Annotated in this window: 22 protein-coding genes, 1 tRNA gene, 1 other RNA gene and 1 pseudogene; 12 read left to right on the top strand and 13 right to left on the bottom strand. The window is 40.9% G+C overall.

Going from position 1 to position 25,969, the window contains the following annotated elements; translation table 11 throughout:
* The first annotated feature begins 153 nt into the window (after window positions 1–153).
* The 6 genes from I2432_RS09530 (at window position 154) to I2432_RS09505 (ending at window position 7,729) form a co-directional block, all read left to right on the top strand.
* Window positions 154–2,571: a glycyl radical protein gene (locus I2432_RS09530; RefSeq protein WP_196819694.1), complete on the top strand. Its 2,418-nt coding sequence runs from the start codon at window positions 154–156 to the stop codon at window positions 2,569–2,571.
* Window positions 2,572–2,585: 14 nt separating this feature from the next.
* Window positions 2,586–3,254, top strand: coding sequence for a fructose-6-phosphate aldolase (locus I2432_RS09525; protein WP_111690472.1), 669 nt, complete (start codon window positions 2,586–2,588; stop codon window positions 3,252–3,254).
* 124 nt (window positions 3,255–3,378) lie between these two features.
* On the top strand, window positions 3,379–4,470 hold the full coding sequence (locus I2432_RS09520) for a glycerol dehydrogenase (protein ID WP_043041183.1): 1,092 nt from the start codon (window positions 3,379–3,381) through the stop codon (window positions 4,468–4,470).
* 505 nt (window positions 4,471–4,975) lie between these two features.
* Window positions 4,976–6,028, top strand: coding sequence for a S66 family peptidase (locus I2432_RS09515; protein ID WP_043030210.1), 1,053 nt, complete (start codon window positions 4,976–4,978; stop codon window positions 6,026–6,028).
* 28 nt (window positions 6,029–6,056) lie between these two features.
* A complete protein-coding gene (locus tag I2432_RS09510) occupies window positions 6,057–6,635 on the top strand; it encodes a histidine phosphatase family protein (protein ID WP_138083084.1) in 579 nt (192 codons plus the stop codon).
* A 200-nt stretch (window positions 6,636–6,835) separates the two neighbouring features.
* Entirely contained in the window at window positions 6,836–7,729 is an 894-nt protein-coding gene (locus I2432_RS09505; RefSeq protein ID WP_196819693.1) for an LPXTG cell wall anchor domain-containing protein, read from the top strand.
* Window positions 7,730–7,962: 233 nt separating this feature from the next.
* Here the strand turns inward: I2432_RS09505 and I2432_RS09500 are convergent, their stop codons facing one another.
* The 4 genes from I2432_RS09500 to I2432_RS09485 all read right to left on the bottom strand — a co-directional run bounded on the left by I2432_RS09500 (window position 7,963) and on the right by I2432_RS09485 (window position 11,350).
* On the bottom strand, window positions 7,963–9,309 hold the full coding sequence (locus I2432_RS09500) for an LPXTG cell wall anchor domain-containing protein (protein WP_196819692.1): 1,347 nt from the start codon (window positions 9,307–9,309) through the stop codon (window positions 7,963–7,965).
* 632 nt (window positions 9,310–9,941) lie between these two features.
* Window positions 9,942–10,031, bottom strand: a complete 90-nt coding sequence (locus tag I2432_RS09495; protein ID WP_228269178.1) for a putative holin-like toxin — start codon at window positions 10,029–10,031, stop codon at window positions 9,942–9,944.
* Between the two features lie 317 nt (window positions 10,032–10,348).
* Window positions 10,349–10,438 (bottom strand): putative holin-like toxin, encoded by a 90-nt coding sequence (locus I2432_RS09490; protein ID WP_228294482.1) that lies wholly within the window; start codon window positions 10,436–10,438, stop codon window positions 10,349–10,351.
* Between the two features lie 396 nt (window positions 10,439–10,834).
* Window positions 10,835–11,350 carry a DNA topology modulation protein gene (locus I2432_RS09485; RefSeq protein ID WP_154804316.1) on the bottom strand — a complete coding sequence of 172 codons (516 nt, stop codon included), beginning with the start codon at window positions 11,348–11,350 and terminating at the stop codon, window positions 10,835–10,837.
* Between the two features lie 175 nt (window positions 11,351–11,525).
* Between I2432_RS09485 and I2432_RS09480 the strand changes: the two genes are divergently transcribed.
* Window positions 11,526–12,785: an ISL3-like element ISSeq1 family transposase gene (locus I2432_RS09480; RefSeq protein ID WP_014622390.1), complete on the top strand. Its 1,260-nt coding sequence runs from the start codon at window positions 11,526–11,528 to the stop codon at window positions 12,783–12,785.
* Window positions 12,786–12,872: 87 nt separating this feature from the next.
* On the opposite strand, the gene I2432_RS09475 is transcribed toward I2432_RS09480, so the two are convergent.
* The gene (locus I2432_RS09475) at window positions 12,873–13,730 is read right to left on the bottom strand and encodes a lytic exoenzyme target recognition domain-containing protein (protein ID WP_206158765.1); all 858 of its coding nucleotides are present in this window, start codon (window positions 13,728–13,730) and stop codon (window positions 12,873–12,875) included.
* Between the two features lie 246 nt (window positions 13,731–13,976).
* On the opposite strand from I2432_RS09475, the gene I2432_RS09470 reads away from it, so the two are divergent.
* Both I2432_RS09470 and tnpA read left to right on the top strand, forming a co-directional pair.
* Complete coding sequence (locus I2432_RS09470) at window positions 13,977–15,209, top strand: peptidoglycan bridge formation glycyltransferase FemA/FemB family protein (RefSeq protein ID WP_043039483.1); 1,233 nt, start codon at window positions 13,977–13,979, stop codon at window positions 15,207–15,209.
* 329 nt (window positions 15,210–15,538) lie between these two features.
* Window positions 15,539–16,003 carry an IS200/IS605 family transposase gene (tnpA, locus tag I2432_RS09465; protein ID WP_196819690.1) on the top strand — a complete coding sequence of 155 codons (465 nt, stop codon included), beginning with the start codon at window positions 15,539–15,541 and terminating at the stop codon, window positions 16,001–16,003.
* 73 nt (window positions 16,004–16,076) lie between these two features.
* Here tnpA and I2432_RS09460 read toward each other — a convergent pair whose 3' ends face one another.
* From I2432_RS09460 to pabB, 7 genes and pseudogenes are all read right to left on the bottom strand, one after another.
* Entirely contained in the window at window positions 16,077–16,502 is a 426-nt protein-coding gene (locus tag I2432_RS09460) for a helix-turn-helix domain-containing protein (protein ID WP_229297461.1), read from the bottom strand.
* Window positions 16,503–16,610: 108 nt separating this feature from the next.
* A pseudogene (locus I2432_RS10480) lies at window positions 16,611–17,180 on the bottom strand (helix-turn-helix domain-containing protein).
* Window positions 17,181–17,404: 224 nt separating this feature from the next.
* A tRNA-Lys gene (locus I2432_RS09450) sits at window positions 17,405–17,477 on the bottom strand.
* Window position 17,478: 1 nt separating this feature from the next.
* Window positions 17,479–17,672, bottom strand: a non-coding RNA gene (gene ssrS / locus I2432_RS09445) — 6S RNA.
* A gap of 86 nt (window positions 17,673–17,758) precedes the next feature.
* Window positions 17,759–19,030 carry a replication-associated recombination protein A gene (locus tag I2432_RS09440; RefSeq protein ID WP_043039480.1) on the bottom strand — a complete coding sequence of 424 codons (1,272 nt, stop codon included), beginning with the start codon at window positions 19,028–19,030 and terminating at the stop codon, window positions 17,759–17,761.
* Window positions 19,023–19,631 carry an aminodeoxychorismate/anthranilate synthase component II gene (locus I2432_RS09435; RefSeq protein ID WP_196819689.1) on the bottom strand — a complete coding sequence of 203 codons (609 nt, stop codon included), beginning with the start codon at window positions 19,629–19,631 and terminating at the stop codon, window positions 19,023–19,025. Before I2432_RS09435 ends, I2432_RS09440 begins: the two co-directional genes overlap by 8 nt.
* Window positions 19,632–19,671: 40 nt before the next feature.
* Window positions 19,672–21,408 carry an aminodeoxychorismate synthase component I gene (gene pabB, locus I2432_RS09430; protein ID WP_196819688.1) on the bottom strand — a complete coding sequence of 579 codons (1,737 nt, stop codon included), beginning with the start codon at window positions 21,406–21,408 and terminating at the stop codon, window positions 19,672–19,674.
* Between the two features lie 150 nt (window positions 21,409–21,558).
* Between pabB and I2432_RS09425 the strand changes: the two genes are divergently transcribed.
* The 3 genes from I2432_RS09425 to I2432_RS09415 are packed head-to-tail and all read left to right on the top strand — an operon-like array spanning window position 21,559 to window position 22,823.
* Window positions 21,559–22,029: a DUF3013 family protein gene (locus tag I2432_RS09425; RefSeq protein WP_012516370.1), complete on the top strand. Its 471-nt coding sequence runs from the start codon at window positions 21,559–21,561 to the stop codon at window positions 22,027–22,029.
* Window position 22,030: 1 nt separating this feature from the next.
* Window positions 22,031–22,375: an ASCH domain-containing protein gene (locus tag I2432_RS09420; protein ID WP_196819687.1), complete on the top strand. Its 345-nt coding sequence runs from the start codon at window positions 22,031–22,033 to the stop codon at window positions 22,373–22,375.
* Window positions 22,376–22,394: 19 nt separating this feature from the next.
* Entirely contained in the window at window positions 22,395–22,823 is a 429-nt protein-coding gene (locus tag I2432_RS09415; RefSeq protein ID WP_196819686.1) for an NUDIX hydrolase, read from the top strand.
* Window positions 22,824–23,020: 197 nt separating this feature from the next.
* On the opposite strand, the gene I2432_RS09410 is transcribed toward I2432_RS09415, so the two are convergent.
* Window positions 23,021–25,564, bottom strand: coding sequence for a pneumococcal-type histidine triad protein (locus I2432_RS09410; protein WP_206158764.1), 2,544 nt, complete (start codon window positions 25,562–25,564; stop codon window positions 23,021–23,023).
* Between the last annotated feature and the right edge of the window lie 405 nt (window positions 25,565–25,969).

Raw genomic sequence — 25,969 nt, 5'->3', positions numbered from 1 at the left:
AAGAGACTTTTAGATAAGTCTATTTTTGCACGATAGTGCAACGTTAAATGAATAGCTGAATGCTATGGATATGATAGGCAAAATGCTTTAAATATGGTAAAATGATTACGAAAGAAAGTATTTTAATTTCGTAAGAAACAAAGGAGGCCTAATATGACTGAAGTAAAGAATCCCTATTTTGGGACATTAACAGAAAGAATGCACCGCTATCGTGAGGCAGTTCTAGACAAAAAGCCTTATATTGATGCTGAGCGTGCTATTTTAGCAACAGAGGCTTACAAAAAACACCAAAACAAGCCATCTAATCTAAAACGCGCTTACATGCTGCAAAATATTTTGGAAAACATGACCATCTACATTGAGGACGAAAGCTTGATTGCTGGTAATCAGGCATCTTCTAATAAGGACGCACCGATCTTTCCAGAGTACACTCTTGAATTTGTCCTAAATGAGCTTGACCTTTTTGAAAAGCGTGATGGCGATGTGTTTTACATCACTGAAGAAACCAAGCAGCAGCTCCGCGAGCTTGCACCCTTCTGGGAAAATAACAATTTGCGGGCCCGCTGTGGTGTCCTACTACCAGAAGAGGTTCAGGTTTATATGGAAACTGGCTTTTTTGGTATGGAGGGCAAGATGAATTCAGGAGATGCCCATTTAGCTGTCAATTACCAAAAGCTATTAGAGGTTGGCTTGAAGGGCTTTGAGGAACGGACTCGTGCAGCTAAGGCTGCGCTTGATTTGACCATTCCTGAAAGCATCGATAAGTACCATTTTTATGATTCTGTTCTGATTGTGATTGCTGCGGTTAAGGCTTATGCAGAGCGTTATGCCAAATTGGCGCGTGAGCTGGCCAAAACAGCTGATCCAGAGCGTCAGACAGAATTGCTTGAAATCGCGCGTATCTGTGACAAGGTGCCTTACCAGCCGGCGGAAACCTTTGCTGAAGCGGTCCAATCAGTTTGGTTTATCCAGTGTATTCTTCAGATTGAGTCAAATGGGCATTCTCTTTCTTATGGCCGATTTGATCAATACATGTATCCATATGCCAAGGCTGATTTGGAGGCTGGTCGTGAAACAGAGGATTCTATCGTTGAGCGCTTGACTAACCTTTGGATAAAGACTCTGACCATCAATAAGGTACGTAGTCAGGCTCATACCTTCTCATCAGCAGGTAGTCCGCTGTATCAAAATGTCACCATTGGTGGGCAAACCAGAGATAAGCAGGACGCTGTAAATCCTCTATCCTACCTAGTGCTTCGCAGTGTGGCTCAAACCAAATTACCACAACCAAACCTAACCGTTCGATATCACAAGGGCTTGGATAATCGCTTTATGAATGAATGCATTGAGGTCATGAAGCTTGGCTTTGGTATGCCAGCTATGAACAACGATGAAATCATCATTCCGTCCTTTATCAAAAAGGGTGTCCTTGAAGAAGACGCCTACGATTATTCAGCAATTGGCTGCGTTGAGACAGCTGTTCCAGGTAAATGGGGCTATCGCTGTACTGGTATGAGCTATATTAACTTCCCGAAGATTTTGCTTATCACCATGAATGATGGTATTGACCCAGCTTCGGGTAAGCGCTTTGCAACAGGACATGGTCACTTCAAGGATATGACCTCTTATGACGAGCTAAAGGCAGCTTGGGACGCGACTCTGCGTGAAATCACTCGCATGAGTGTCATCGTAGAAAATGCCATTGACCTTGGGCTTGAACGAGAGGTGCCAGACATTCTTTGCTCTGCATTGACTGATGATTGTATCGGCCGAGGCAAGACGCTCAAAGAAGGTGGAGCAGTCTATGACTACATCTCAGGCTTGCAGGTGGGGATTGCTAACCTGTCTGATTCCCTAGCCGCACTGAAAAAATTGGTGTTTGAGGAGGGGCGCCTAACCACTGATGAGCTCTGGCATGCTCTAGAAACAGACTTTGCAGGTGAGCGTGGTGAAGAGATCCGCCAAATGCTGATTAACGATGCACCAAAATATGGTAATGATGATGACTATGCTGATAGCTTAGTGGTTGAAGCCTATGATACCTACATTGATGAAATTGCTAAATACCCTAATACGCGCTACGGACGTGGTCCGATTGGTGGTATTCGCTACTCAGGCACTTCATCTATTTCAGCTAATGTCGGCCAAGGTAAGGGAACCTTAGCTACCCCAGATGGACGTCATGCAGGAACACCGCTTGCTGAGGGCTGCTCACCAGAGCACAGCATGGATAAAAAAGGACCAACCTCTGTTTTGAAATCCGTTGCCAAATTGCCAACAGATGAAATTGTAGGTGGGGTCTTGCTCAACCAAAAGGTTAATCCTCAGACACTAGCAAAAGAAGAAGACAAGATGAAGCTGATGGCTCTGCTTCGGACCTTCTTTAACAGGCTGCATGGCTATCATATTCAATACAACGTCGTCTCACGTGAAACGCTTATTGATGCTCAAAAGAATCCTGAAAAGCACCGCGATTTGATTGTGCGTGTGGCAGGGTATTCAGCCTTCTTTAATGTTTTATCAAAAGCTACTCAGGACGACATTATCGAACGTACCGAACACACACTATAGGAGAACAGTTACTTATGGAATACATGCTAGATACTCTAAATCTAGAGGCTATTAAAAAGTGGAATCGCATTTTACCCCTTGCAGGGGTAACCTCAAACCCTTCAATTGCTAAAAAAGAGGGAGATATTGATTTTTTTGAACGCATTAGAGAGGTTCGTGCGATCATTGGAGATAAGACCTCTATTCATGTGCAGGTCGTGGCACAGGATTATGAAGGTATTTTAAAGGACGCTGCGGCTATTCGTCAGCAATGTGGTGATAGTATTTATGTAAAGGTTCCTGTGACAACAGAGGGCCTCGCAGCAATCAAAACCCTAAAGGCAGAGGGCTATCACATCACAGCGACAGCTATCTATACTACCTTCCAAGGCTTGCTTGCTATTGAAGCAGGTGCTGATTATCTGGCGCCTTATTACAATCGCATGGAAAACCTCAATATTGATCCGGAGGCTGTGATTGGCCAGCTGGCAGAGGCCATTGATCGTGAATGCTCTGACAGTAAAATCTTGGCAGCGAGCTTCAAAAATGTAGCTCAGGTCAACCAAGCCTTTGCCCTGGGTGCTCAGGCCATCACTGCTGGTCCAGATGTCTTTGAGGCAGGCTTTGCGATGCCATCTATCCAAAAGGCTGTAGATGATTTTGGCAAGGATTGGGAGGCCATTCATCATCGTCAAACTATTTAAAAGCCATCTAACCCATCGTTATATGAGCAAGAGCAGGGACGCTTCTATCAGCATAGCTAGACTAGTCTTGCTCAGTCTTAGATGGTGAGAAGCGTCAAAAATCTGATTTAGAAAGAGGAACATCATGAAAGTATTTGCAAGTCCATCACGCTATATTCAAGGGAAAAATGCCTTATTTACCAATAGTGACATCATCAAAAAGCTAGGGCAAAAGCCGGTATTGCTCTGTGATGATATTGTTTACAGCATTGTCGGAGAACGTTTTGAGGGCTATCTAAGTGAGCATGGTCTACCACCTGTTCATGTAGCCTTTAATGGCGAAGCTTCTGATAATGAGATCAATCGTGTCGTTGCCATTGCTAGAGAAAATGATAATGATGTCATTATCGGACTTGGCGGAGGCAAGACCATTGACAGTGCCAAGGCAATTGCTGATATCTTGGAGGTACCAGTGATTATTGCTCCAACCATTGCCTCCACTGATGCTCCGACATCAGCCTTATCGGTTATTTACACAGATGAGGGCGCCTTTGAAAAATACATTTTCTATTCTAAAAACCCTGAGCTTGTCTTGGTTGATACCCAGGTTATCTGTCAAGCACCAAAGCGCTTGCTGGCTTCAGGTATTGCCGATGGCTTAGCTACTTGGGTAGAGGCGCGTGCTGTTATGCAAAAAAATGGTGACACGATGGCAGGCGGCAACCAAACCTTGGCAGGACTTGCTATTGCTGAGGCCTGCGAGCGTACCCTATTTGCTGACGGTCTCAAGGCAATGGCTAGCTGTGAGAAAAAGGTCGTTACTCCAGCCTTGGAAAATGTGATTGAGGCCAATACCCTTTTAAGTGGCCTTGGCTTTGAAAGCGCAGGACTTGCTGCTGCTCATGCCATTCACAATGGCTTTACAGCTTTGACAGGTGACATTCATCACCTCACTCATGGTGAAAAGGTGGCCTATGGCACCCTAACACAGCTTTTCCTCGAAAATAAATCAAGAGAAGAAATTGACCGCTACGTTGACTTTTACCAGGCTATCGGAATGCCGACAACCCTAAAAGAAATGCATTTAGACACCGCCACCGAAGAGGATTTCTTAAAAATAGGGCGTCAAGCAACCATGGCAGGAGAAACCATTCACCAAATGCCATTTACCATCACAGCAGAGGACGTTGCCGCAGCGCTTGTTGCTGTAGATGCTTACGTTTGCAGCAGAACATAATGCAGACCTGCTAAAGTTCTCTTAGCCTTATCAGGAGCCTATTGCTGGTAGCTCTTGACCAAAGGATTGTACCTACCTTAGCCTTAATTCAACTGTTAGAGGTGTTCCTCTTGCTGTGGTAAGAGAGGTTCTTTACTGCTAAAGGCTCACTCTCAGGGCAAGCTGGCCCCTCCAAATCATTTAAAAAGTCGTAAATCTAATCAATAATGGCTATCAGTATAGGCTACTGGTAGTCATTATTCTATATCTGATTTATGAGAACATACCAGTCAGCAGCTTTGCTGTGCTACCTATTTCCTGTCATTACAGTAGCTTAGCTTTATAGCTGACAGAGCAAATGCTTCCTCATCTATTAGCTCTTAATTCAACCGCTACAGTAATAGAAAAAGCTAATCAAAGTAAGGGCTAGTTTTTTTGGTATCGCTATTAACAGTATGTATTAGAGGCTATCAGCTTAGTCATTATTGTGGTATAATGATACAACAACTTTTTAAGGAGGTCAGCTATGATTCAGAAGATTGGTATTGTCAGCTTGTCTAGCGGTATACTTGGAGAGGTTAATGTCAAGCACGAATTGGATTTAGGCTTAGCCCGTTTAAAAAAGCTAGGCTTAGAGGTAACGATACTCCCAAATGCTTTAAAGGGCATAGACTACCTTGATCAGCACCCTGAAGCAAGGGCAGCAGATATGATTCAGGCCTTTGCAGATCCGTCTATTGACATGATTTTGTGTGCCATTGGTGGGGTGGATACCTATCGCCTCTTGCCCTATCTGTTTAGCGAACATCAGCTACAAGATGTTGTCAATCAAAAGGTTTTTCTTGGGTTTTCTGACACCACGGTCAATCATCTGATGCTTCACAAGCTTGGCATCAAAACCTTTTATGGTCAGTCCTTTCTTGCCGATATTTGTGAGCTGGCTGATGACATGCTTCCTTACTCGCTGGCTTATTTTAAAGAGCTTCTTGAGACAGGAACGATCGCTGAGATCAGACCCAGTGAGCAGTGGTATGAGGAGCGGACTGATTTTAGCGCAAACAGCCTTGGGACGCAGCGAATAGCTCATCGTAATCAAGGCTTTGAATTATTAAAAGGTCCGTCCTTATTCAAGGGAGAGATACTAGGTGGGTGTTTAGAGTCACTTTATGAACTATTGGATTCCTCAAGGTATTCAGATAGTGCCAAGCTCTGTGAGCAATACCAGCTCTTTCCAGATCTGTCTGACTGGGCAGGCAGGCTCTTGCTTCTAGAAACCAGTGAAGACAAGTCAGATCCAGCTCAATACCGTCGAATGCTTGAAACTCTCAAAGCAACAGGGATTTTTTCGGTGATCTCTGGATTATTGGTTGGAAAGCCGATAGACAACAGCTACTATGACGACTATAAGCAGCAACTGCTAGTTGTTGTTGATAATGATATCCCCATTCTTTACAATGTCAATGTTGGCCATGCTACCCCAAGAGCCATTGTTCCCTTTGGTGTCATGGCTGTGGTTGATGCCAAAGAGCAGGTCATTCGATTTGTCCCTGATGAGCATACAGACCAAAATGACGTCTAACAAATCAAAATAGAAAGTGAGAGAGTCTATGCTAAAGGTTGACACTATAACGCAGGTTTATTTTATTCGCCACGCAGAGCCTAACTATCAAAACCACAACGACGTGACTAGAGAGCTCTCCGAGCATGGGGTTAAGGCGAGCCAAGACCTGGTTAGGCAACTAGCAGAGGTGTCGATTGACGCCTTTTATTCCAGTCCCTATAAACGCTCTATTGACACCATTGCCCCACTAGCAGCTAGTAGGGCAATGGAAATTAAGCTGATTGACGATTTGAGAGAGCGTAAGCTAGCTGATGCTTGGATAGAAGACTTTGTCGACGCAGCCAAAAAGCAGTGGGCTGATTTCACCTTTAAATTACCGACAGGCGAAAGCCTGCAAGAGGTACAAGACAGAAATATAGCAGCTCTTAACCGTATTTTAAAAGAAGCAAAAGGCAAGACAGTAGTCATTGGCACACATGGCACAGCACTGTCAACCCTTATCAACTACTATCAACCAGACTTTGGTTTTGAGGATTTCGACCGATATAAGCATGTCTTTCCTTGGATAGTCAGAGCTAGCTTTGATGGTGACAAGCTGCTTGGGCTTAATGAGTTTCTAGTCTGACAAGTCTAGCCTTGATCCAGCTATTATAGGTGATGACGGCAACGAAATCAGATAATTAACCCTTTCATTAAAAAAAAAAAAAAAACGAAACCTCGGAGACAAACTAGCCAGCAGCTATTTCTCATGAGTAATCAACATGTTAAAATCTTCTTTGGAGATATTAGACAACCATAATTATTATATCATCAAAGGAGAGAAAGATGACAAACAAAACAAAGCGTACAAAATTAATGCGCAGGTACGGTATTTGCTCGGCAGTCGTTGCCCTAACAGCTCTAGCAAGCCTAGGAGTAGCTGGAAATGCCCAAGCTGAAGAAGATTTAGGCTTAGCGAAGTATCCAGATCCAAGGAAAGAAATTAAGGCCAATAATGGATTTCAAGATTACGAAGCACGAAAATATCTTCATACACTAAAATCGTTTTTTGAATCTTACTTAAAAGGCTTAGAACAACAAGCTAAAAAAGGTGGGCCTCAAGGACCTGAAGGCCCCGCTGGTCCTAGAGGAGAGCGTGGCGAACCAGGACCTAAGGGAGACAAAGGAGACCCTGGAGTTCCTGGCCCACAAGGTCCCGAAGGTCAAAGAGGCGAACAGGGTCCCGCTGGTCCTGCAGGAGCACCAGGTGAAGCTGGTCCAAAGGGTGATAAAGGAGAACCGGGCAAGCAAGGTCCTACTGGACCTCAAGGACCACGTGGCGAAAAAGGTGAGCAAGGCCAACGCGGCGAAAAGGGTGAGCAAGGCCAACGTGGCGAAAAAGGTGAGCAAGGCCAACGCGGCGAAAAAGGTGAGCAAGGCCAACGCGGTGAAAAAGGCGAGCAAGGCCAAAAGGGTGACCAAGGAAAAGATACCAAACCATCAGCTCCAAAAGCACCTGAAAAGACTCCTGCACCAAAAACTCCAAAGGCTTCAGAGCAGCAGTCAGCTAGTCCTAAGGCACCAGCGCCTAAGTCAGCACCAAACAAATCAGCGGCTCCAACAGGTCAAAAGGCAACGCTACCAGCTACAGGGGAGACAAATCACCCATTCTTCACCCTTGCAGCTCTTAGTGTCATCGCTAGTGCAGGCGTCCTAACTCTAAAAGGAAAAAAAGACTAAGCTAGTTATTGTATCTTTCCCCTATGACACTAGCTAACAGCTAATCACAAACACCAGAGAGGTCTTTTCTGACCTCTCTTTTATATACACTGAGCACATGCTTACCTCAAAAAGACAGTAGTCTAAGTTTGACTACTGTCTCAAAAATCATTTTTACCTAAAGCCTTGATCCCCTTGATAAATGGTAGAGAAGAGCTTTATTTCTAGGGCCTTTGACTTCAGTTTGAATGTTGTTAGTTTTCCTTACGTTTTATAGCTGCTACACCAGCTGTAGCCATCACTGCAAGTGCAGCTGCGGTGAAGAATGGGTTCACAGCCTCACCTGTTGCTGGCAATTGATTAGTCGTTTTCTTCATCTCACCTTTAGCTGCCGCTGCTTTAGTAGCTGTGTGAGCTGGCGCTACTACTTTACCTGCTTGATCAGTTTTTTCAGGACTGAGTGGTTTAGCCTCTGGCTTAGTTTCTGGTTTGGTTTCAGGAACTTTAGGTGCGTCGTCTTGTGGTTTTGAATGTGGACTTGATTTTTTAATATCTTTAGCATCTAGAGCAACGCTTCTTTCCTCACCTGTTGTAGCTTGAGAAAGCTTCTTGCCGTTGACAAAAATCTCATAGAAAGTGCCATCTAGAAGTCCCTTAGAAAATACAGCCTTGCCATCAGCTCCTGTTGTTACTTTCTCTATCACACGACCTACTCTATGCTTTAGAGTGACTTCTTGTCCTGATAAAGGTTCAGCATCTTCATTACGAACGATAACAACCAGAGGTGTTTTACTGTATTCTGGCTCAACTGTTCCTTTTCCGTCAACAGTAAAGCTAGCTGAATGCTTGTCGCCATCAACACCTGTTCGTACAGTATAGCCTTGAGGAACGCCGTTCACAAAAATGGATAAGCTTCTTCCTAAAGGAAGCTTGTCAAAAACAGCTTGTCCTTTTTCATCTGTTTTCACAGTCGCAAGTGCTTTTCTGCCACTTGTTATATCTACCACTTGGACTTCTTTTCCAGATAATACTTTACCCTCAGGGTCTATAACTGTTGCTGTAAAAGCAAAGCTACCTTCAATAACATGATCATTATGGTGGTGTGCATGATCACTGTGATGGCTACTGTGCCCATCGTCAAAAGGCTTAGAAACATCAATCTTATCCAATAAAATAACATGGTGATGATCGCCATGTGGGTACATCAAGGCCTTACCTTCTGAAGTATCCAATAATTGAATCTTGTCTAATGGTAAGCCTGTGTTTTGGGCGATATAAGCTTTTTTTACGGCAATAATATCTTCAGCTGATTGATTAGTGTCTAGCGGTAATTTGTCAGCTGCTGCTACAGGATTTGCGGCCTCTGATGCTTTTGTAATCGGTTTATCAGCCATCACCTCAGCGCTGTCAGATAACTGTTGATTAGCTGTATCTGCAGTATCGCTATCCCCACCTAACTTCGGTTGGACTACAGTGTGATTATCCACTGCTGATGATTCATCAGCAAATGCTACTAGCGAGTTAGTTGACATCGCTAAACTAGCAGTCATTAAAGCAGCTGGGATAAGTAAAGAGTATCGGGTAACTTGATTCTTTTTCATTAATAACTCCTTATAACTATTATTTATTTTAATTAACCAGTTAACTATATCAATCTATCAAAAAAAATATAGTATGTCAACCTTTTAAAGTTATTTAACACGACAGACGCATGAAGAAAATCATTTATTGAAAAAAGACGCCTATTTTAGCTGAAATAGATCAGTTATAAAAGAGGTGTCGTGAAGTAACTCAATATTCACCTATTTTTGTCGCAAGCATTCTAATAGGAATAGAAAAAGGGCAGTTGCTTGCAACAACTACCCAATGTAGAATCGTTAAAGACGGTGACAGAAAATAACTGTTAACTGAACTACCTCAAAAGTTAGACCAAAGATTTAACCGTTGGAGGTTGATTTGTAGAGCGGTTATTTTTTTTATTGTTATGTTTACAACGACTAGGCTCATCAGTGCAAGGGAGAAGGACTTCCATATTAAGAAATATATAGACGTCTCCTAGATGAGACGTGTAATGAATGGGTTGAACAAATAGTTGCTTAATTTTGGGATAAGGGTTATAATGAAAATAGAAAAAGGTAGTTGCTCAAAACAACTACCCAATGCAGAACCGTTTAAGACGGTGGCTGGTTTTATAGTTAAAAAATAACCGTTAACCTTCCAAAGTTAAAGACGGTTATTTTTTATTGTCATTTTTGAAGATTTTATAGCACAAACTGATAAGTGCAATAGTAAAGCTACTAAAGCCTAAAAGGGTTTGTACCACTTCAAAAGCTGTCAATGCTTTGGCTCCTCCTTTCTGTTAGATTTTGATGAACTGCCCATAGGCCTCACCTACCTTTCAGAAATAAGAGCCACCGCCTTAACCTTTCTGCTTTATCATTATAGCATATTGTTATTAAGGTTGACTATTCAGACCCGTCTAAAGAAGTGTAATAGTTGCTTAATTTTGGGATAAGGGTTATAATGAAAATAGAAAAAGGTAGTTGCTTGCAACAACTACCCAATGCAGAACCGTTTAAGACGGTGGCATGTTTGAGATTATTAAAAAAATAACCGTTAACTGGCCAAAGTTAAAGACGGTTATTTTTTATTGTCATCTTTGAAGATTTTATAGCACAAGCTGATAAGTGCAATAGTAAAGCTACTAAAGCCTAAAAGGGTTTGTACCACTTCAAAAGCTGTCAATGTTTTGACTCCTCCTTTCTGTTAGATTTTGATGAACTGCCCATAGGCCTCACCTACCTTTCAGAAATAAGAGCCACCGTCTTAACCTTTCTGCCTTTTTATTATAGCATACCGTATCTCTGATTGACTAGCTTAAGAAGGAGGGAATGTTATTTGGATACAACTGTTTTGTTGCCTTTTTTAAAGTCTCCAAATGATTTAAAAAAATGATATTAATGCTCTAAGTAAGCATATTAATAATATAGTTTTACCGCTTACTGTATGAGGTATCATTTCCAAAGCGTTACTTTTCAGACAGAAGGCTCTTTAAAGCAAACAGAAGTAATACTGAAGGCATTAGATGATAATCAAGGCTTTTTTCATGTATTAAAATTTAGTATACTAGCTGTTGTGTTGGATAGAATTCATATAATGATTTAACTGCTTTTGATTTTTTAAAACGATTATTTTATGAGGATATGTTTTAATAACTGTTTTATAGTTATTTAAATTATTTTTTGAGCGTCCGTCTAACAGAATCCATTTCATAAATTCAACATCAAATTTTTCATTACAGTTTTCAGCCATATCAGGACGTGTTTGTCCCCTATATTTTAAATATCGCTTAAAAGCTCGGTAAAAACAATTAAATCTATTAAAGTTAAAATATATAATGTGATCAGCCTCTCTCATACGCTCTTCATAAAGACAGCTTGAATAATTACCTTCAATAATCCAATGTTTTTGTGACATAAATGTTGATATATCAGAGACCATTTGACTAACTGTTCGCTCTTGCCAGTTTGATGCAAAATGAATTTTGTCTAAATGAAGTACAGCACAATTGTAGTGTTGACCTAAAACATTTGCTAAAGTCGACTTTCCAGAACCACTATAGCCAATTATTACAATTTTCAATCTTTGTCTCCTTTGTCAATGCTGTACTTTGACTTATATTATAGCATAAAGAATATATGTATAATTTCCGTAGTGGGTAAGTCCACTGCAGGGGTTATAGGGCTTTATGAGTATCAAAAAAGTCCCATATGACCTATAATGAAAAGCGACTAAACTATCATTTAGAAAGACTCATATGGAACAATCACATGTTATCACACAACTACTGGGAATTAAAGACCCTCATATCACATTCTCCAAAGAAATACACGACATGAAAACTCATAAGGAATTGAAAGCTGTCCTTGACTACGATGCCCCACCTTGCCCTAACTGCCAAAGTCAGATGGGCAAGTACGACTTCCAACGGGAATCCAAGGTCCCTTTTCTCGATTGCGCAGGCTACAAGACTTTGATTCGCCTCAAAAAGCGCCGTTTCAAATGTCAGTTTTGCGGAAAAATTACTGTCGCTGAGACTTCTCTAGTCCCTAAAAACCATCAAATACCAACCATCGTCAAACAGAAGGTGGCCCAGCTTCTCATCGAGAAAGTCTCCATGACCGCTATCGCTGATAGACTATCCATCTCCACCTCAACCGTCATGCGAAAGCTCAACGAGTTCACGTTCAAGTCTCATTTGACTTATTTACCCGAACATATGTCCTGGGATGAATATGCCTTTAAGAAGGGCAAGATGAGCTTTATTGCTCAGGACTTTGACACCAACAACATCATCGCTATTTTGGATGGACGGACGAAAGCTGTCATTCGCAACCACTTCCTGAGATATCCTCGGCAGGTCAGAAACGACGTTAAACTCATCACCATGGATATGTTTACCCCCTATTACAACCTGGCTAAGATGCTTTTCCCAAACGCTCAGATTGTCCTTGATCGTTTCCACATTGTGCAACATTTGGGACGTGCCATGAACCGTATCCGTACTCAAATCATGAACTCTTTTGATCGAAAATCCCACGAATACAAGGCTTTGAAACGTTACTGGAAGCTGATTCAACAAGATAGCAGCAAACTCAGTGACAAGCGTTTTTACCGCCCGACTTTTCGCATGCATTTGACAAACAAGGAGGTGGTCGAGCGTCTTTTGAGCTACTCTGACGAGCTTAGAAAGCATTATGACCTTTATCAGCTTCTGCTTTTTCACTTCCAGGAAAAGCAAGCTGACCACTTTTTCGGCCTGATTGAGGAGCAGATAGACAGCAGCAATCCTCTCTTTCAGACCGTTTTCAAGACCTTTTTGAAGGACAGAGACAAGATTGAGAACGCACTGGATTTGCCTTATTCTAACGCTAAACTGGAGGCTACCAATAATCTCATCAAAGTCATCAAGCGCAATGCTTTTGGATTTCGGAACTTTGAAAACTTTAAAAGACGGATTTTGATCGCTATCAATATGAAAAAAGAGAAGACCAATTTGGTCCTCTCCAGATGTTAGCTTGTCAACTACCTACTACAGTTGACAAAGAGCCAAAAAAAGGAACGTCTAATAGTCTATATTAAATATTTCTATAAATTTTAATAATTATTTTCCGTAAAGTAAGTTGTCTTTGCTAGTAGTATTTAACCAGACATTTCCACCTGTTGTAAAGTTTACTTGAGCCCAAGATAGACCACCACTACCTTTCATCGGAGTTCCAACACTTTTAACATTATTAGGATTGATGACAAAATAACCACCTTTTTGAAGAACTTGGTCAGAGGTTCTTGTTCCATTGCTAGTTACTTCAATTACATCATCTGCTGCAATTCCATTATCAACCCATGTGAAATCAGTTGGTACAAGTATGTTATTTCTTACTTGCCAAATACCATTAATTTTTTGTAAATCATCAACTTTATAGATTTTTAAATTTGTTGTAGGAGTAGTAGGTTCTGTAGGTGTTGTTCCATTAAATACAGGGGCATTAGCGATGTATCCGGTTGGATCTATTCTTCCAGAAAAACCATTTTGCCAGTTAGGATTTGCTGGCAAAATTTCAAAATGCAAATGTGGACCGGTAACTTGGCCGGTGGCACCAGTATAACCTATGATTTGTCCTTGTTTAACTGTACTATCTGTGCTAACTGAAATTTTTGATAAGTGTGCATATCCAGTATGCATCCCGTCAGCATGTTGAATTAGAACACAGTTTCCAGCCATCCAAAGCATCCATGGGTGATTAGCCCCATTACCTGCAAATTTGACTGTACCATTTGCAACTGCTCTAACCGGAGTTCCAACGGGTACTGCATAATCGACTCCAACATGACCAGGGTATCCGTTAAACCCTGTAGTGATATTTCCCGTATCTAATGGCCGAGTATAAGTAGCTGCAGATACCGTTTGTGTTCCGAATATAAATAAGCATAAACTTAAGAAAGCAAAAAATATACGTTTCATATTTTATCCTCCATATAAAAAGAACTTTACTAAAGTAAATTACAGTATTATAAATCTTTAAAAAGAAAGCGCCTTCTCGAATATTATGATAAACTATTAATATAGAATTTTCAACTTTTAGTTTTAAGGTTTTTAAAATGTAACTTATTGTAACAAAATCGAAAAGAAACTTAAAATTTTTTATAATTTATTCGTTTTATAATTTGTTGTTATTATTTTACTAGGAAGAAATATAGGAAATAAAATATGAAATTTCAAGAAATCGATGCACTTACTTTTGAAAAATTTGCAAATACTCAGAAAAGACGTTCTTTTGAGCAAACCATTGAAATGGGAAATTTAAGAAAGAGTCGAAATTTTGATGTTAAATATTTTGCTCTTTTTCATTTGGAGGAAATAAAGGTTGTCGCACTTACATATACCCAAAAAATATTTGGTGGCTTGAATATGGGTATTTATTATGGACCTATTTTTAGTGAAGAAAGATATCTTGCACATTTTTTGATTGAATTAAAAAAATATACGAAAAAAAATAATGTATTAGAACTTGATATTTTTCCATATGATGATTATCAATATTATGATGATGAAGGTAGGTTAATTCAAGATGGTAATATTGAATTAAGAGATATTTTTGAAAAAGCTGGTTTTACATATCAGGGGGATGAAGTTGGTTTTAATAGTGAGCAAGTAACTTGGCATTATGTTAAAGATTTAACTAATCTTACATCAGAAAATCTACTAAATTCATTTTCAAAAAAAGGACGTCCGTTAGTAAAAAAATCTAATACTTTTGGAATAAAAGTTAGAAAGCTTAATAAAGATGAACTTCAAATATTTGCAAATATAACAAATGATACAGCCACTCGTCGAGGTTATAATGACAAAGGACTTGAGTATTATGAAAAATTTTTCGATGCATTTAAAGATAAGTCAGAATTTACTATTGCAACTTTGAATTTCCGTGAGTATTTAGGCAATATATTGGATGGTCGACATAGGCTTGAGAATAAAATTTCAATTTTAGGCACTAGGTTAGATAAAAATCCAAACTCTGAAAAAATAAAAAATCAACTTAGAGAGTTAAATAGTCAACGAGAAACATTTTTAATTAGAGAAGAAGAAGCGAAATCTTTTGTTAAGAAGTATGGTGATGAGGATGTCGTTCTTGCGGGAAGCCTTTTTGTATATACTCAGCAAGAATTAGTATATCTTTATTCAGGCTCATATGTGGAGTTTAACAAGTTTTATGCTCCAGCACTTTTACAAGAATATGCTATGTTAAATGCATTAAAAAAAGGAATAAAATTTTATAATATGTTAGGTATTACTGGGAAATTTGATAATTCAGATGGTGTTCTATGTTTTAAACAGAACTTTAAGGGGTATATAGTTCGTAAGTTTTCAAATTTTATTTACTACCCAAACCCTAGAAAATTAAAAGTTATACAACTAATTAAAAGCATTTTGAGAAGGTAGATGGGATTTAACTATAAGCTCATATGTCTATTAAAATTAAAAAATAAGGCATAAATACTTCTATGTTATCAGAACAGCATATACCTTTTTTAATGGGATTATTTAACTTAATTAGTTCAAGAGTAGGATCAATTTCCTTTTATATTTTTCTGAAATATATAAAAGGAAATTATCTTAATTATGTGACTTTAAGTCCGTCACGCTCCGTAAGGTGCGAGACAAATAAACCACCCGCTATGCGGGTGCGCGACGAAGGTTATACCCAAAAAAACTCCAAACGCGATACAATAAAGGTGTTCAAGCCTATTGTATAGTGAAAGGAGAAAAGTATGGCACAAAAGGCACATAGTTTATCACATACAAAGTGGTTGTGCAAGTACCATATTGTCTTTACACCTAAGTATAGACGAAAAAGCATCTCTAATCAATATCGAAGTAGTTTGGGAGAAATATTCCGACGCTTGTGTCGTTATAAAGGTGTTGAAATTATCGAAGGTCATCTGATGCCAGACCATGTTCACATGTTAGTCAGCGTTCCTCCGAGATTAAGTGTGTCAAGTTTCATGGGATATTTGAAAGGAAAGAGCGCTTTGATGATGTTTGACAAACGCCCTAATCTCAAATACAAATTTGGCAATCGCCATTTTTGGGCAGAGGGCTATTATGTGAGTACTGTTGGACCTAATGAAGCCACAATTAAGAAATATATCCAAGAACAGGAAAAACATGATATAGCACTTGATAAATTGAGTGTAAAAGAGTATGAAGATCCCTTTAGGGATAATGGTAAGTAGTACGAACGCCTCTTTAAGAGGCTGGTGACGAGTCAAAAGCGGTGAGGCTTGAACAAAGTGAAAGCCAGCGTCTTTAGGCGCTGGCTGGTGATGTGGGCTTATAGCCTTTGTTCAAACCACCCGTTTGACGGGTGGTCATGATTAATATATTATTTAGTCTATGATATTGTTCTCGACCATCAATTTTAATTTTATCTAGTTCCTTTTTCGCTAATTTTTCTAACTCAATCTCATTGTATGGATTGTAGAAGTGATGAATGTTTTTTTGTAGTGTAGAAAAGTCTGTAGGTTCGTATTCTCGAACTAATAGGTTATATTCTTCTATATCCAAATAAATATTATCTAAACAAGCGAAAAGTTTTTGAGCAGACATCTCGGATTGGCCATTTTCAAAACGGGAAAGCATAGATTCTGAAAATTCTTCTCCAGTTGCTTCACTCAAAGTTATTCCCCTTGATTTTCTCATAATTTTAAATGATTCTCCCATTTTATTTAGCATATACCTCTCCTGCTAATTTAACTTATTCTTATTAATATTATTGTTTACAAGTATTTAAGCAATGACCTACTTTTTTAAAATATTTTTCTTCCGTTCTCTGTATATGAATTATATATTAGTCGATTCAAATCTTATTGTATCTAATTCATTGCTTGATTGATCTTTATATAAATCAATAAGTTTTTGAGTTTTTTCTTGAATTTCTTTTTCATATTTCAATATAATGAGTGAAATTTTATCTTCTTTGGACATAGTGTTGTTGTCTTCAAGATTAAGTTCATTATTAAGCTCTTTAGTTGTTAGAGTGTCTTTATCTAATTTATTTTGAAATATTGCAAAATCTAGAATTTTTTGAAGTAATACTTCTTCCTCGGCCATACGGCTATAAAGCCAATTATTTTCGAGTCTCTCTAGGTGCTCCATCTACTTAAAGTCTCTTTTTTTCTCCTAGCATATTGTAGGGAAATAAGGTATCAATATCAACATTTAAGGCTGTAGCAATCTCTTGAAGCCTATCCCATGAAGGTTCAGTAGTCCCCTTTTCGTAATTAATAATTGTTTGCTTAGTAACTCCTATTAATTTAGCGAGTTCTTTTTGTGTTTTTCCAGCTTTTAGGCGAGCATTTTTAATATCTATTTGTCCAACTTTTAAAGCTGCGAATAATCAAAAAAAGCCATTTTTTTCCAAATTCCGTCGCAGGTGATGGAGGTGAAAATACTCCGATTGTATCACCTTGTGTTAATTATATTATTGTCATGTGTTAGCTCTCTTTTTAAAAAGTAATAAATTCTTTATTTAACATCATATCATAAAAAATTGTTTCGGGGACAAATGGTGGAACAAATCCTCTTTAGACAAGCAAAAAAGCCTTTATTTAAAGGCTTTTTTATGTATAGTATGATACCCCCTACAGGGCTCGAACCTGTGACCCATAGATTAAGAGTCTACTGCTCTACCAACTGAGCTAAGGAGGTAAGGAAAGCTGTATTGGCACCGGTGATTCACGTTTTGTATTGAACCCGCACGATATAAGCAGGTGGGCAACATACTTCTCTTCAGATTGCTTCCGCGTGAAACGGCTTGCATACTAGAGATAGACTTTGTTTCCCTAAAATACAAAAAAATAGTCGGTCAACACTTAGATGTGAATTCGTATGCCACAGCAATAACTCTATGCTCTTATGATACCACTTTTTGAAAATTTTTCAAGCCCTAAAATGAAAAAAAGATCGTATTTCTTGTTTTTTTCTTTAGGCTAGCTGCTAGAAAGCTTATCAATTCGCGCTTTATTGGCGGCTAAGGCTCTTTCATATTTTCCTGTTTCATTTGGGTTGAAGTAATTTTTCTTAACCAAGTGATCAGGGAGATATTGCTGCTTGACCCATTTTTCTGGATATGCATGAGGGTAAAGGTAGTGCTGAGCATTGCCTAGCTCCTTGCTGCCGGCATAATGCCCATCACGTAGATGTCTAGGAATGGGAAGATGGCCATGTTGACGTAAATCAGCGAGAGCAGCGTCCATAGCCATATAGGCGGAATTGGACTTTGGTGACAGTGCTAGATCAATCACAACATTGGCAATGAGGATACGCGCCTCTGGAAAGCCAATCTTCTGGGCGGCCTCAAGTGCAGTGACGGTATGGATTTGAGCTTCTGGATTGGCAAGACCTATGTCCTCATAGGCGATAATGGTCAAGCGTCTAGCAAGACTCGGAAGATCGCCTGCCTCAATAAGCCTTGCAGCATAGTGCAAGCTAGCATTAACATCAGATCCTCGGATTGATTTTTGCAAGGCAGATAGTATGTCATAATGTCCGTCGCCATCTTTGTCCATTGTGATGTAGCTGCGCTGCAAAGAATTTTCAACAGTATTCAAGCTGATATGGCGGATACCCTCGGTATCTGGCTGGGTCGACATGACAGCTAGATCAAGGGATTGGTAGGCAGCTCGGAGATCTCCATTTGTCGCTGTCGCAATAAAGTCAAAAGCAGCCTCATCTAGGGTCACATCAAAGGCAAAGCCTCTCTCCTTATCAGTGATGGCAAGCTTAAGCGCCTGCTTGATCTCCTCAGGTGATAGGGGCTCCAGCTCAAAAATCTGGACTCGACTTCTGATGGCTGGAGTAACCGAGAAAAAAGGATTCTCTGTGGTAGCACCAATCATAATAATGTGCCCATGCTCTAAAAGTGGTAGTAAAAAGTCCTGCTTACTCTTATCCAATCGGTGAATTTCATCAAGCAACAGCACTAGTCCACCTGAAAACTTAGCTTCCTCAGCGATTTCTTGGAGGCGTTTTTTATTGTCTATGGTAGCATTGAAGGTTCTAAAGGCATACTTGGTTGTTCCAGCAATAGCACTAGCAATTGATGTCTTTCCAATACCGGGAGGTCCGTAAAGAATCATTGAGGATAGTCTATTAGCCTTGACCATGCGGTCAATGATTTTCCCCTCCCCGACCAAATGCTGCTGGCCGATGACCTCTGTAATGGTTCTAGGGCGCATTCTGATGGCTAGATTATCAGGCATTGTGTTCCTCCTTTCCTTGGTTTTGTTGGCTGTGGTGCTTTTTAACAACAGCCATAAAGTTTGCAATCATTGCCATGCCGTCAGCTGTTCCGATGCTTTCTGGGTGAAATTGAAGGCCAAACAGCGGCAGATGTTGGTGTTCAAAGGCCATAATCTCATTGTCCTCACAGTCTCTTGCGGTAATTACAAAGTCAGCTGGCAGGTCATCAACAACAATAGAATGGTAGCGCATGACGGTTAATTGCTTTGGCAGCTGTTGAAAGAGCTTAGCTAGTGCTTGTCTTTCAAGTATACTTTGCTTGCCATGCATGACGCGCTTGGCAAGGCGTAGCCTGCCACCTAGAGCCTCAGCGATAGCTTGGTGGCCAAGGCAAACGCCAAGCATAGGCTTTTGGTCATAAAAGGCCCTAATCAAGCTAGGCATCTGATTGGCGGCTTTGGGCCAGCCGGGACCAGGTGAGAGGACTATGGCGTCAGCCTGCTTCGCAAGGTCAAATAGTTTTGGATCCTGATTGGTCAATACAATCGTTTGGTCAAAGGCACTGAGGTATTGGGCCAGATTATAGGTAAATGAATCGTAGTTATCAATTAAGAGTATCATAAGGTCCTTCATCTAGTAGCGCTGAGGGATCAGCCTAGTGCTATTGAGGCAGAGTGGTGTCCTCAATCGTTAGGGGATAGAGTCCCCTAACAGCATTGCCACCAAAAATGGCTTCGGCCTTGTCTAAGTCTGAAAGCCTTAGCTCTTTTTCCTGAGCCAGTCCCTGCCTTAGCAATTCTTGACGGTAAATGCCTGGTAAAATACCGGCTGATACTGGTGGTGTATAAAGGGTCTGCTGTATTTGCACAAAAAGATTACCAATAGAGGTTTCAAGTAAGGTCCCATCAGCAGCTACAAAGACCTGCTCATAGGGCTTGATGCTCAGATGTGGTCGGTGGCTGGTTTTAAAATAGGTAAAGGGAAGCTCTTTGACATTGCTTGATTGGCGGACTAATCGTGCCTTTAAAAAGTCTTTTTGAAGTGGCTCCAATCTTTGGTCTGTAAGGCTAATCTGCCCGTCCTTAGCAACGGCAATGGTGAGACGGTAGGGTCTGCTGTCCTTTCCCTTGAGATAGGCTTGCAAGCGATCTATCAGAAGCTCTTCGTCAAAAGGATAGGCAAAATAACGCGCAGCCTCCCTTAGCCTGTTGAGGTGCTGATCTAGATAGATTAGACTTTGCTGTTTAACCTTGGCGGTAGTTTTGATGGTGAAATCAATGCTTTGACGGTGCAGAAAGGAAGATTTTTGCTTGATTTCTTCAAATTCGTCCTGCCAGCGACTTTCCCAAGTAATACCGCCTCCTACACCGTAGATTGCCTGATCGTAGCTGAGCTGAATCGTTCGAATAGCGACATTGAAGACACGTCTGCCATCAGGCAGGCAAATACCAATGCTGCCACAGTAAACACCCCTTGGCTTAGGCTCTAATCGGTTAATAATAGCCATTGTAGACACCTTAGGAGCTCCTGTGATGGAGCCACAGGGAAAGAGTGCCTGTAAAATATCATAAAGACGACACTGATCCTGCAGCGTGCCGACAATGGTAGAGGTCATCTGCCAAACGGTGGAATATTGCTCCAATTGGCAGAGCTGTGTGACTGTGACACTCCCAGTTTGACAGATCTTATTCATATCATTGCGTAATAAATCAACGATCATCATGTTTTCTGAACGGTTCTTAGGATCGGCCTGTAGCCAGTCATGCTCTTGTTGATCTAGTTCTAAATTGTAACCACGCTTGGTTGTGCCTTTCATGGGGCGTGTGGTGATCTGGTTTTTCTCTTGCTTGAAAAATAGCTCAGGACTGGCTGAAATGACAGCAAAGTCATCGTGGGCAATGTAGGCATTGTATCCAGCTGCCTGTTCAATGACCAATTGATGATAAATGGCCAAGCTGTCCTTAGCGTTTAGCCTTTGGCTGAGCTGAATGGTATAGTTGACCTGATAGGTATTGCCCTGCCTCATCTCCTGATGAATCTGTGCAATAGCCTTTTGATAGGCTTCCTCTTGTGTAGCGCTTGTCCAATTGTTTGGAATCGTCATGCTGTCGTGATAGAGCGGAAAGTCCTCGAGCTGACAGCTGTCATGCACTGTAAAATAAGCAAAATATTCCTGACCAAGTCTTTTATTGTGTGTTGTTAGCTTTTTGTCAAAACAGGCTGCTGCTTCATAGCTAAGGTAGCCCACAACATAGTAGCCCAGATCTTGAAATTGGTTGACCTGCTCAAGGACCTGTCCCACCTGATCAATCTGCTTAGCTACTAATTCCACGATAGGAGCTTGAAATATATAGCGTTGTCCCAGCTCCTTAAAATCAATAATCGTCTTTATATGCATAGCTTGATTATATCATAAATGCGCTTTTCAGACTGATTAGGAGGGTTGAAAAGAAGCCTGTCAGCAAACCTCAACAATACAAGAGAGAGCAGGGCTTCTTGATTTATGCTACAATAGTAGCGGATATTATTTAGAAAAAGGAACAAGAGCATGGCTAAATATGGCTTTTTATCAGTATTAGAAGAAGAGATGGACAAGCATTTTCATTATGACTATGCTATGGATTGGGACAAGAAAAATCATGCGGTTGAAATCACCCTTGTTTTGGAGGCTCAAAATCAGTCAGCAGTTGAAACCATTGATGACCAAGGACAGCTCAGCAAGGAAGACATTGTCTTTGAGGATTATGTCTTATTTTACAATCCGGAGAAATCACAGTTTCAAGCAGCAGACTATCTGGTGGCTATTCCATTTGAGCCTAAAAAGGGCTTTTCTCGTGAATTCCTAGGCTACTTCGCGCAGTTTCTGAATGATGTTGCCATTGAAGGGCACAGTGATTTGATGGATTTCTTAGCAGATGACAGTCAGCTTGATTTTAGCTTGGAATGGAATGCAGAAGCCTTTGAGGAAGGGCAAATAGGGCTAGAAGAGGGCGCGCGCTTCCCTTATCCGAGGTATTAAGATGCAACATGAGATGATGCTGACACCAAGACCATTTGCTATGATTGAGGCGGGCCTGAAGACTATTGAACTACGGCTGAATGATGAAAAAAGACAGGCTATTAAGGTAGGAGATTGGATTTGCTTTTATTGTACAGAGGATCACAGCCAGATCCTGCAAGCAGAGGTCTTAGGGCTGCATTATTTTGATGATTTTCGACAGCTTTATCAGCAGCTGTCGCTGGAAAAATGTGGCTATCGTCAAGAAGAGCTGTCTCAAGCCAGACCAGAGGATATGGAATTATACTACAGTAAAGACCGCCAGGCTAAGTATGGTGTGGTTGGCATTGAGCTAAGGTTGCTTTGATGACTGGTGAGGCGTAGTCATGAAACTTTTAGATAAAACAGTCAATTTTTCTGGTGCAAAGTTAGCCTTGGTCAGTAACGGTAAGATTTTGACCATCTTGCGTGACGCGATACCAACAATCCCTTACCCCAATATGTGGGATTTACCGGGAGGTGGGCGTGAGAATACTGAAGCTCCCTTTGATTGTGCGTCACGTGAATGCTATGAGGAGTTAGGTCTAGCGCTGACCAAGGACGCTGTCGTTTGGGAAAGGGTTTATCCGGGACTTGTTAATCCTGACAGCCAATCTGTCTTTCTGGTGGCTCTTATGAATCAGGACATGATAGATCATATTGCTTTTGGTGATGAGGGGCAGGGTTATCAGCTGATGGCTATTGATGACTTTTTAGCAGACGATCGGGTCATTCCTCAGCTAAAGGCTCGCTTAGCTGATTATTTAAGAAAATAGGCAGATCTAGCTGGTACACTAAACAGATCAGCAAACACCACTACTATGTGATAGCTACGACCAGAATCAAAAAGACGATTGACCTCTGCCCACATGTGGCTAGGATCAATCGTCTTTGTTTTTGGGGTGGCTAAGTCTTTAATCTGGTAGGCCAGATCAGCTGAGCAGTTGATATTATCAATCAGTCCTGCTATGGCTTAGCTGTTGCTAGCTACTGATGTGCTGCTAGCTGTCTCTGACTCACCTAAAAAATAGCTGGCTGGCTTATCACTTACTGGCGTCTTACCAACAAGCTCAGGGTCAGGTGCTAATAGGTCGTCCTCGTCGGAGTCAGAACCAGGTCCTACAAATTCTTCCAACCAGCTTCCAGTGTTGCCAGTATGATTAGGAGTTTGTGGTTCTTTAGGTAGTGGATCACCTGGTAGCCAGGTATTCCCTGAGTGATTACCATTACCTGTACCTGTAACATCGTTGTTGGTTACTTTATCAAAGTTGACGTTATAAACAATATCCTCAGTGACTGGCTTGCTGTACTCTTCATTTGAGATAATAGGCTTATTGTAATCACGCTTGTAGCCGGCATCTGGCTGTACTGATGGTGGTAGGATACCAGCTGTATGTAATGAGTGTCCCTTACGAACAAGGTAAACGGCAGTCTTACCCTTACCAGCTCGGCTAATCAGCTGTCCGCCCTCTCCTGCCTTAAAGGCAACGGCTACATAGTGTCTCGGATCGTGGAAGTAATAATTAGGGTGTCTGCTAGGATCCTCTAGATCAGTTGGCTTGTCAGGATTAACAGCGATGTAAGGTCCAATATAAGGAGCAGTAGTTCCAAAGGCTGCTGAGAATAGGCCAGTAAAGGCTACCTTATCGTTTTCATTTTGTGTGATAGAAAATCCCTTAGCAAAATCAGTTAGATTAAAGTTATTGGCAAGGTTCACGCTACTTCGGTACTCAATAAATTCATAGCCTGGATCTGGGACGGGCTCAGGGATAACAAGTCCTTGCTCCTTAGCTTCCTTCCAGGTAAGACCACTACGAACATTGTAGAAGAAGCCTCCTTGAGTCACGCCGTTAAGCTTCAATCGCCCATTAAAGATTGTGGTGAACCAGACAGGAACATAATTTTCTAAGTCAAGGTCTGAAACATCATCACCTGGCCCGTAGACAGCCTTGGTAGGCTGCTTTCTAACCTTATCAAAATCTACATAGAAGCGTTGATGTTCTCTGTCCATCTTGCCAGCTGTTGGCAACTCAGCACTCCAGCCCTTAAAGATACGCCCCTCATGCTTGATTGCCTCTGGACGCTGAATGTTCAAATCCTTCCAGTCCAAATCCTTACGAACCAAATAGTGCACACGTTTAGTTTTAATGCCATTAACCTCAATGTCGCCGTATTCACTATTTGTACTAAACAACACATGGATAAAGTTTTTGATGTTTTTGATGCCCTCTGGGTGATATTTTTTATAGACCCCATCACGTGTTAGATTTTCAGATGAATTTTCCGTATAGAAAGGACCATAAACGAGCTGAGTTTCGACCTCTAGATTGGTTGATTCTGTCTTGACATTGCGCTCAGGATCATCTGGCAATTCTGGGTCAATCTTATAGATGTGAGCATGGTCCCCATGACTAATGGTCATGTAGTTGCCCTCAATTGAGATGTCCTCACGACGAACCTTGAAGCGATCCATAAATTCTTTGATGAGTCTTTCTTTGCGCTGTTCAAAGGTTTCTCCGTCTATCTTTTTGAGGATCTGTTCTTCTGGAGTTTTAAATGGCTTAGAAAGATCAATATCCTTTAGCCAGATGACGTGCGTGTGGTCCTCATGAGGGTATTCAAAGCCGACCTGACCGTCATTAGCTAGGATTTGCTTGATACGTGAAGGGTCTATTTTGAGTCCCGCAGCTAGATAAGCTATCTGGGTATGATAATTTCCCTGTGGGGCTTTGGTCTGACCTGACTTATATTGCTCCACTAAATAAGCCCATTTGCTACGCTTTAAGTCCTCAAAGCTAATAGGGTGCAAATGGTTCCCATGCTTCACCAGGATTCCAGTGTCAGTGACACCGCTAATGTTGGTGCCATCAAATAAGAAGCCATCGCTAGTTTTGAAGTCAATTCCTGGGATACCACCCTGCTGATGAATGCTAGGCGGTGTTGATGGGAAGTGAGGTGTGGTTGATGCGATATGATTTATGGTTGCTGATGGTAGGCTTGATTTGAGGATATAGTGGTAATGGTCCCCATGACGAACAGTGTAGCCATAGGCGTCCTCAGCAACAATGTCAGCTGGATTAAAGACATAGCCGTCTCCAGCATGACCAGTTGAGACTACTGATCCAGACCTTGCCGCTTGGTTAGAAGCAGGCTGTGCTTCCTTGTAATCCTTAGGAATCAGGTAAGCCCATTTTGTCCCCTTCAAATCGGAATAGAAGAAGAAATGCTTGTGATCGCCATGCTTCACAATAATGCCCGTATCTGTTTTGCGTTCAATTTGTGATTCGCTGGTCAATAAAAAGCCATCATCAGTTGGGACATCAATTCCCGGGATTTTTTTATGCTCTCTTTTTTTTGCAGTTTTACTGCTTTTTTTACTTTTCTTTTTCGTAGCCTTTTGGTGCTTTTTAGGCTCCTGAGAATGCCCCTTTTGCGAATGTGTTTGGCAGGCTGTTAGGGCAAGGCTGCAGGTTAACAGTAGCCCTACAAGGGGTAAAAGATGTTTTCCTTGTTTCATGGTTAATCATCAACTCCTTTCAAAAATACTTAACCAGTTAACTCTATTACTGGTTAAGTATATCACTTGACATCTAAGAATACAATATATGTTATAAATTTTTTAATGAGATTAATTTGATGGCCTAAAAGGTGGCTGAAAAATGAGAGGTCTTTCAGCTATTTCAAAGGCTTGATGAAGGCTTGGAGCTTCAGCAGGTAAATAAGCTATTGGCTTTTCTAGATTTACAAGAGAGCTGCTCTTTTTTGATGTAGCTCGTATAAAATATGGTAAAATAGGGTCTATCAAGAGCCTATCTACCTTTAGACTGGCTGAGATTTGTTAGGCAATGCGTCCTTGATAAGGGCTGGGCTTATGGGACAATAGGCCTTGGTGCTATGTTTGTCCTTAGTATGAAACCTCTGA

Origin of the sequence: Streptococcus equi subsp. zooepidemicus (assembly GCF_015689395.1) — a bacterium.
GTDB classification, from domain to species: Bacteria; Bacillota; Bacilli; order Lactobacillales; family Streptococcaceae; genus Streptococcus; species Streptococcus equi.
This window is presented reverse-complemented; position numbering and strand designations above follow the sequence as displayed.

Coding starts and splice junctions, on each gene's coding strand:
- I2432_RS09505 (WP_196819693.1), top strand. CDS start 6,836: ATGACAAACAAAACAAAGCGTACAAAATTAATGCGCAGGTACGGTATT.
- I2432_RS09475 (WP_206158765.1), bottom strand. CDS start 13,730: ATGAAACGTATATTTTTTGCTTTCTTAAGTTTATGCTTATTTATATTC.
- I2432_RS09460 (WP_229297461.1), bottom strand. CDS start 16,502: ATGCTAAATAAAATGGGAGAATCATTTAAAATTATGAGAAAATCAAGG.
- I2432_RS09530 (WP_196819694.1), top strand. CDS start 154: ATGACTGAAGTAAAGAATCCCTATTTTGGGACATTAACAGAAAGAATG.
- tnpA (WP_196819690.1), top strand. CDS start 15,539: ATGGCACAAAAGGCACATAGTTTATCACATACAAAGTGGTTGTGCAAG.
- I2432_RS09520 (WP_043041183.1), top strand. CDS start 3,379: ATGAAAGTATTTGCAAGTCCATCACGCTATATTCAAGGGAAAAATGCC.
- I2432_RS09480 (WP_014622390.1), top strand. CDS start 11,526: ATGGAACAATCACATGTTATCACACAACTACTGGGAATTAAAGACCCT.
- I2432_RS09420 (WP_196819687.1), top strand. CDS start 22,031: ATGCAACATGAGATGATGCTGACACCAAGACCATTTGCTATGATTGAG.
- pabB (WP_196819688.1), bottom strand. CDS start 21,408: ATGCATATAAAGACGATTATTGATTTTAAGGAGCTGGGACAACGCTAT.
- I2432_RS09515 (WP_043030210.1), top strand. CDS start 4,976: ATGATTCAGAAGATTGGTATTGTCAGCTTGTCTAGCGGTATACTTGGA.
- I2432_RS09510 (WP_138083084.1), top strand. CDS start 6,057: ATGCTAAAGGTTGACACTATAACGCAGGTTTATTTTATTCGCCACGCA.
- I2432_RS09410 (WP_206158764.1), bottom strand. CDS start 25,564: ATGAAACAAGGAAAACATCTTTTACCCCTTGTAGGGCTACTGTTAACC.
- I2432_RS09525 (WP_111690472.1), top strand. CDS start 2,586: ATGGAATACATGCTAGATACTCTAAATCTAGAGGCTATTAAAAAGTGG.
- I2432_RS09425 (WP_012516370.1), top strand. CDS start 21,559: ATGGCTAAATATGGCTTTTTATCAGTATTAGAAGAAGAGATGGACAAG.
- I2432_RS09435 (WP_196819689.1), bottom strand. CDS start 19,631: ATGATACTCTTAATTGATAACTACGATTCATTTACCTATAATCTGGCC.
- I2432_RS09470 (WP_043039483.1), top strand. CDS start 13,977: ATGAAATTTCAAGAAATCGATGCACTTACTTTTGAAAAATTTGCAAAT.
- I2432_RS09500 (WP_196819692.1), bottom strand. CDS start 9,309: ATGAAAAAGAATCAAGTTACCCGATACTCTTTACTTATCCCAGCTGCT.
- I2432_RS09440 (WP_043039480.1), bottom strand. CDS start 19,030: ATGCCTGATAATCTAGCCATCAGAATGCGCCCTAGAACCATTACAGAG.
- I2432_RS09415 (WP_196819686.1), top strand. CDS start 22,395: ATGAAACTTTTAGATAAAACAGTCAATTTTTCTGGTGCAAAGTTAGCC.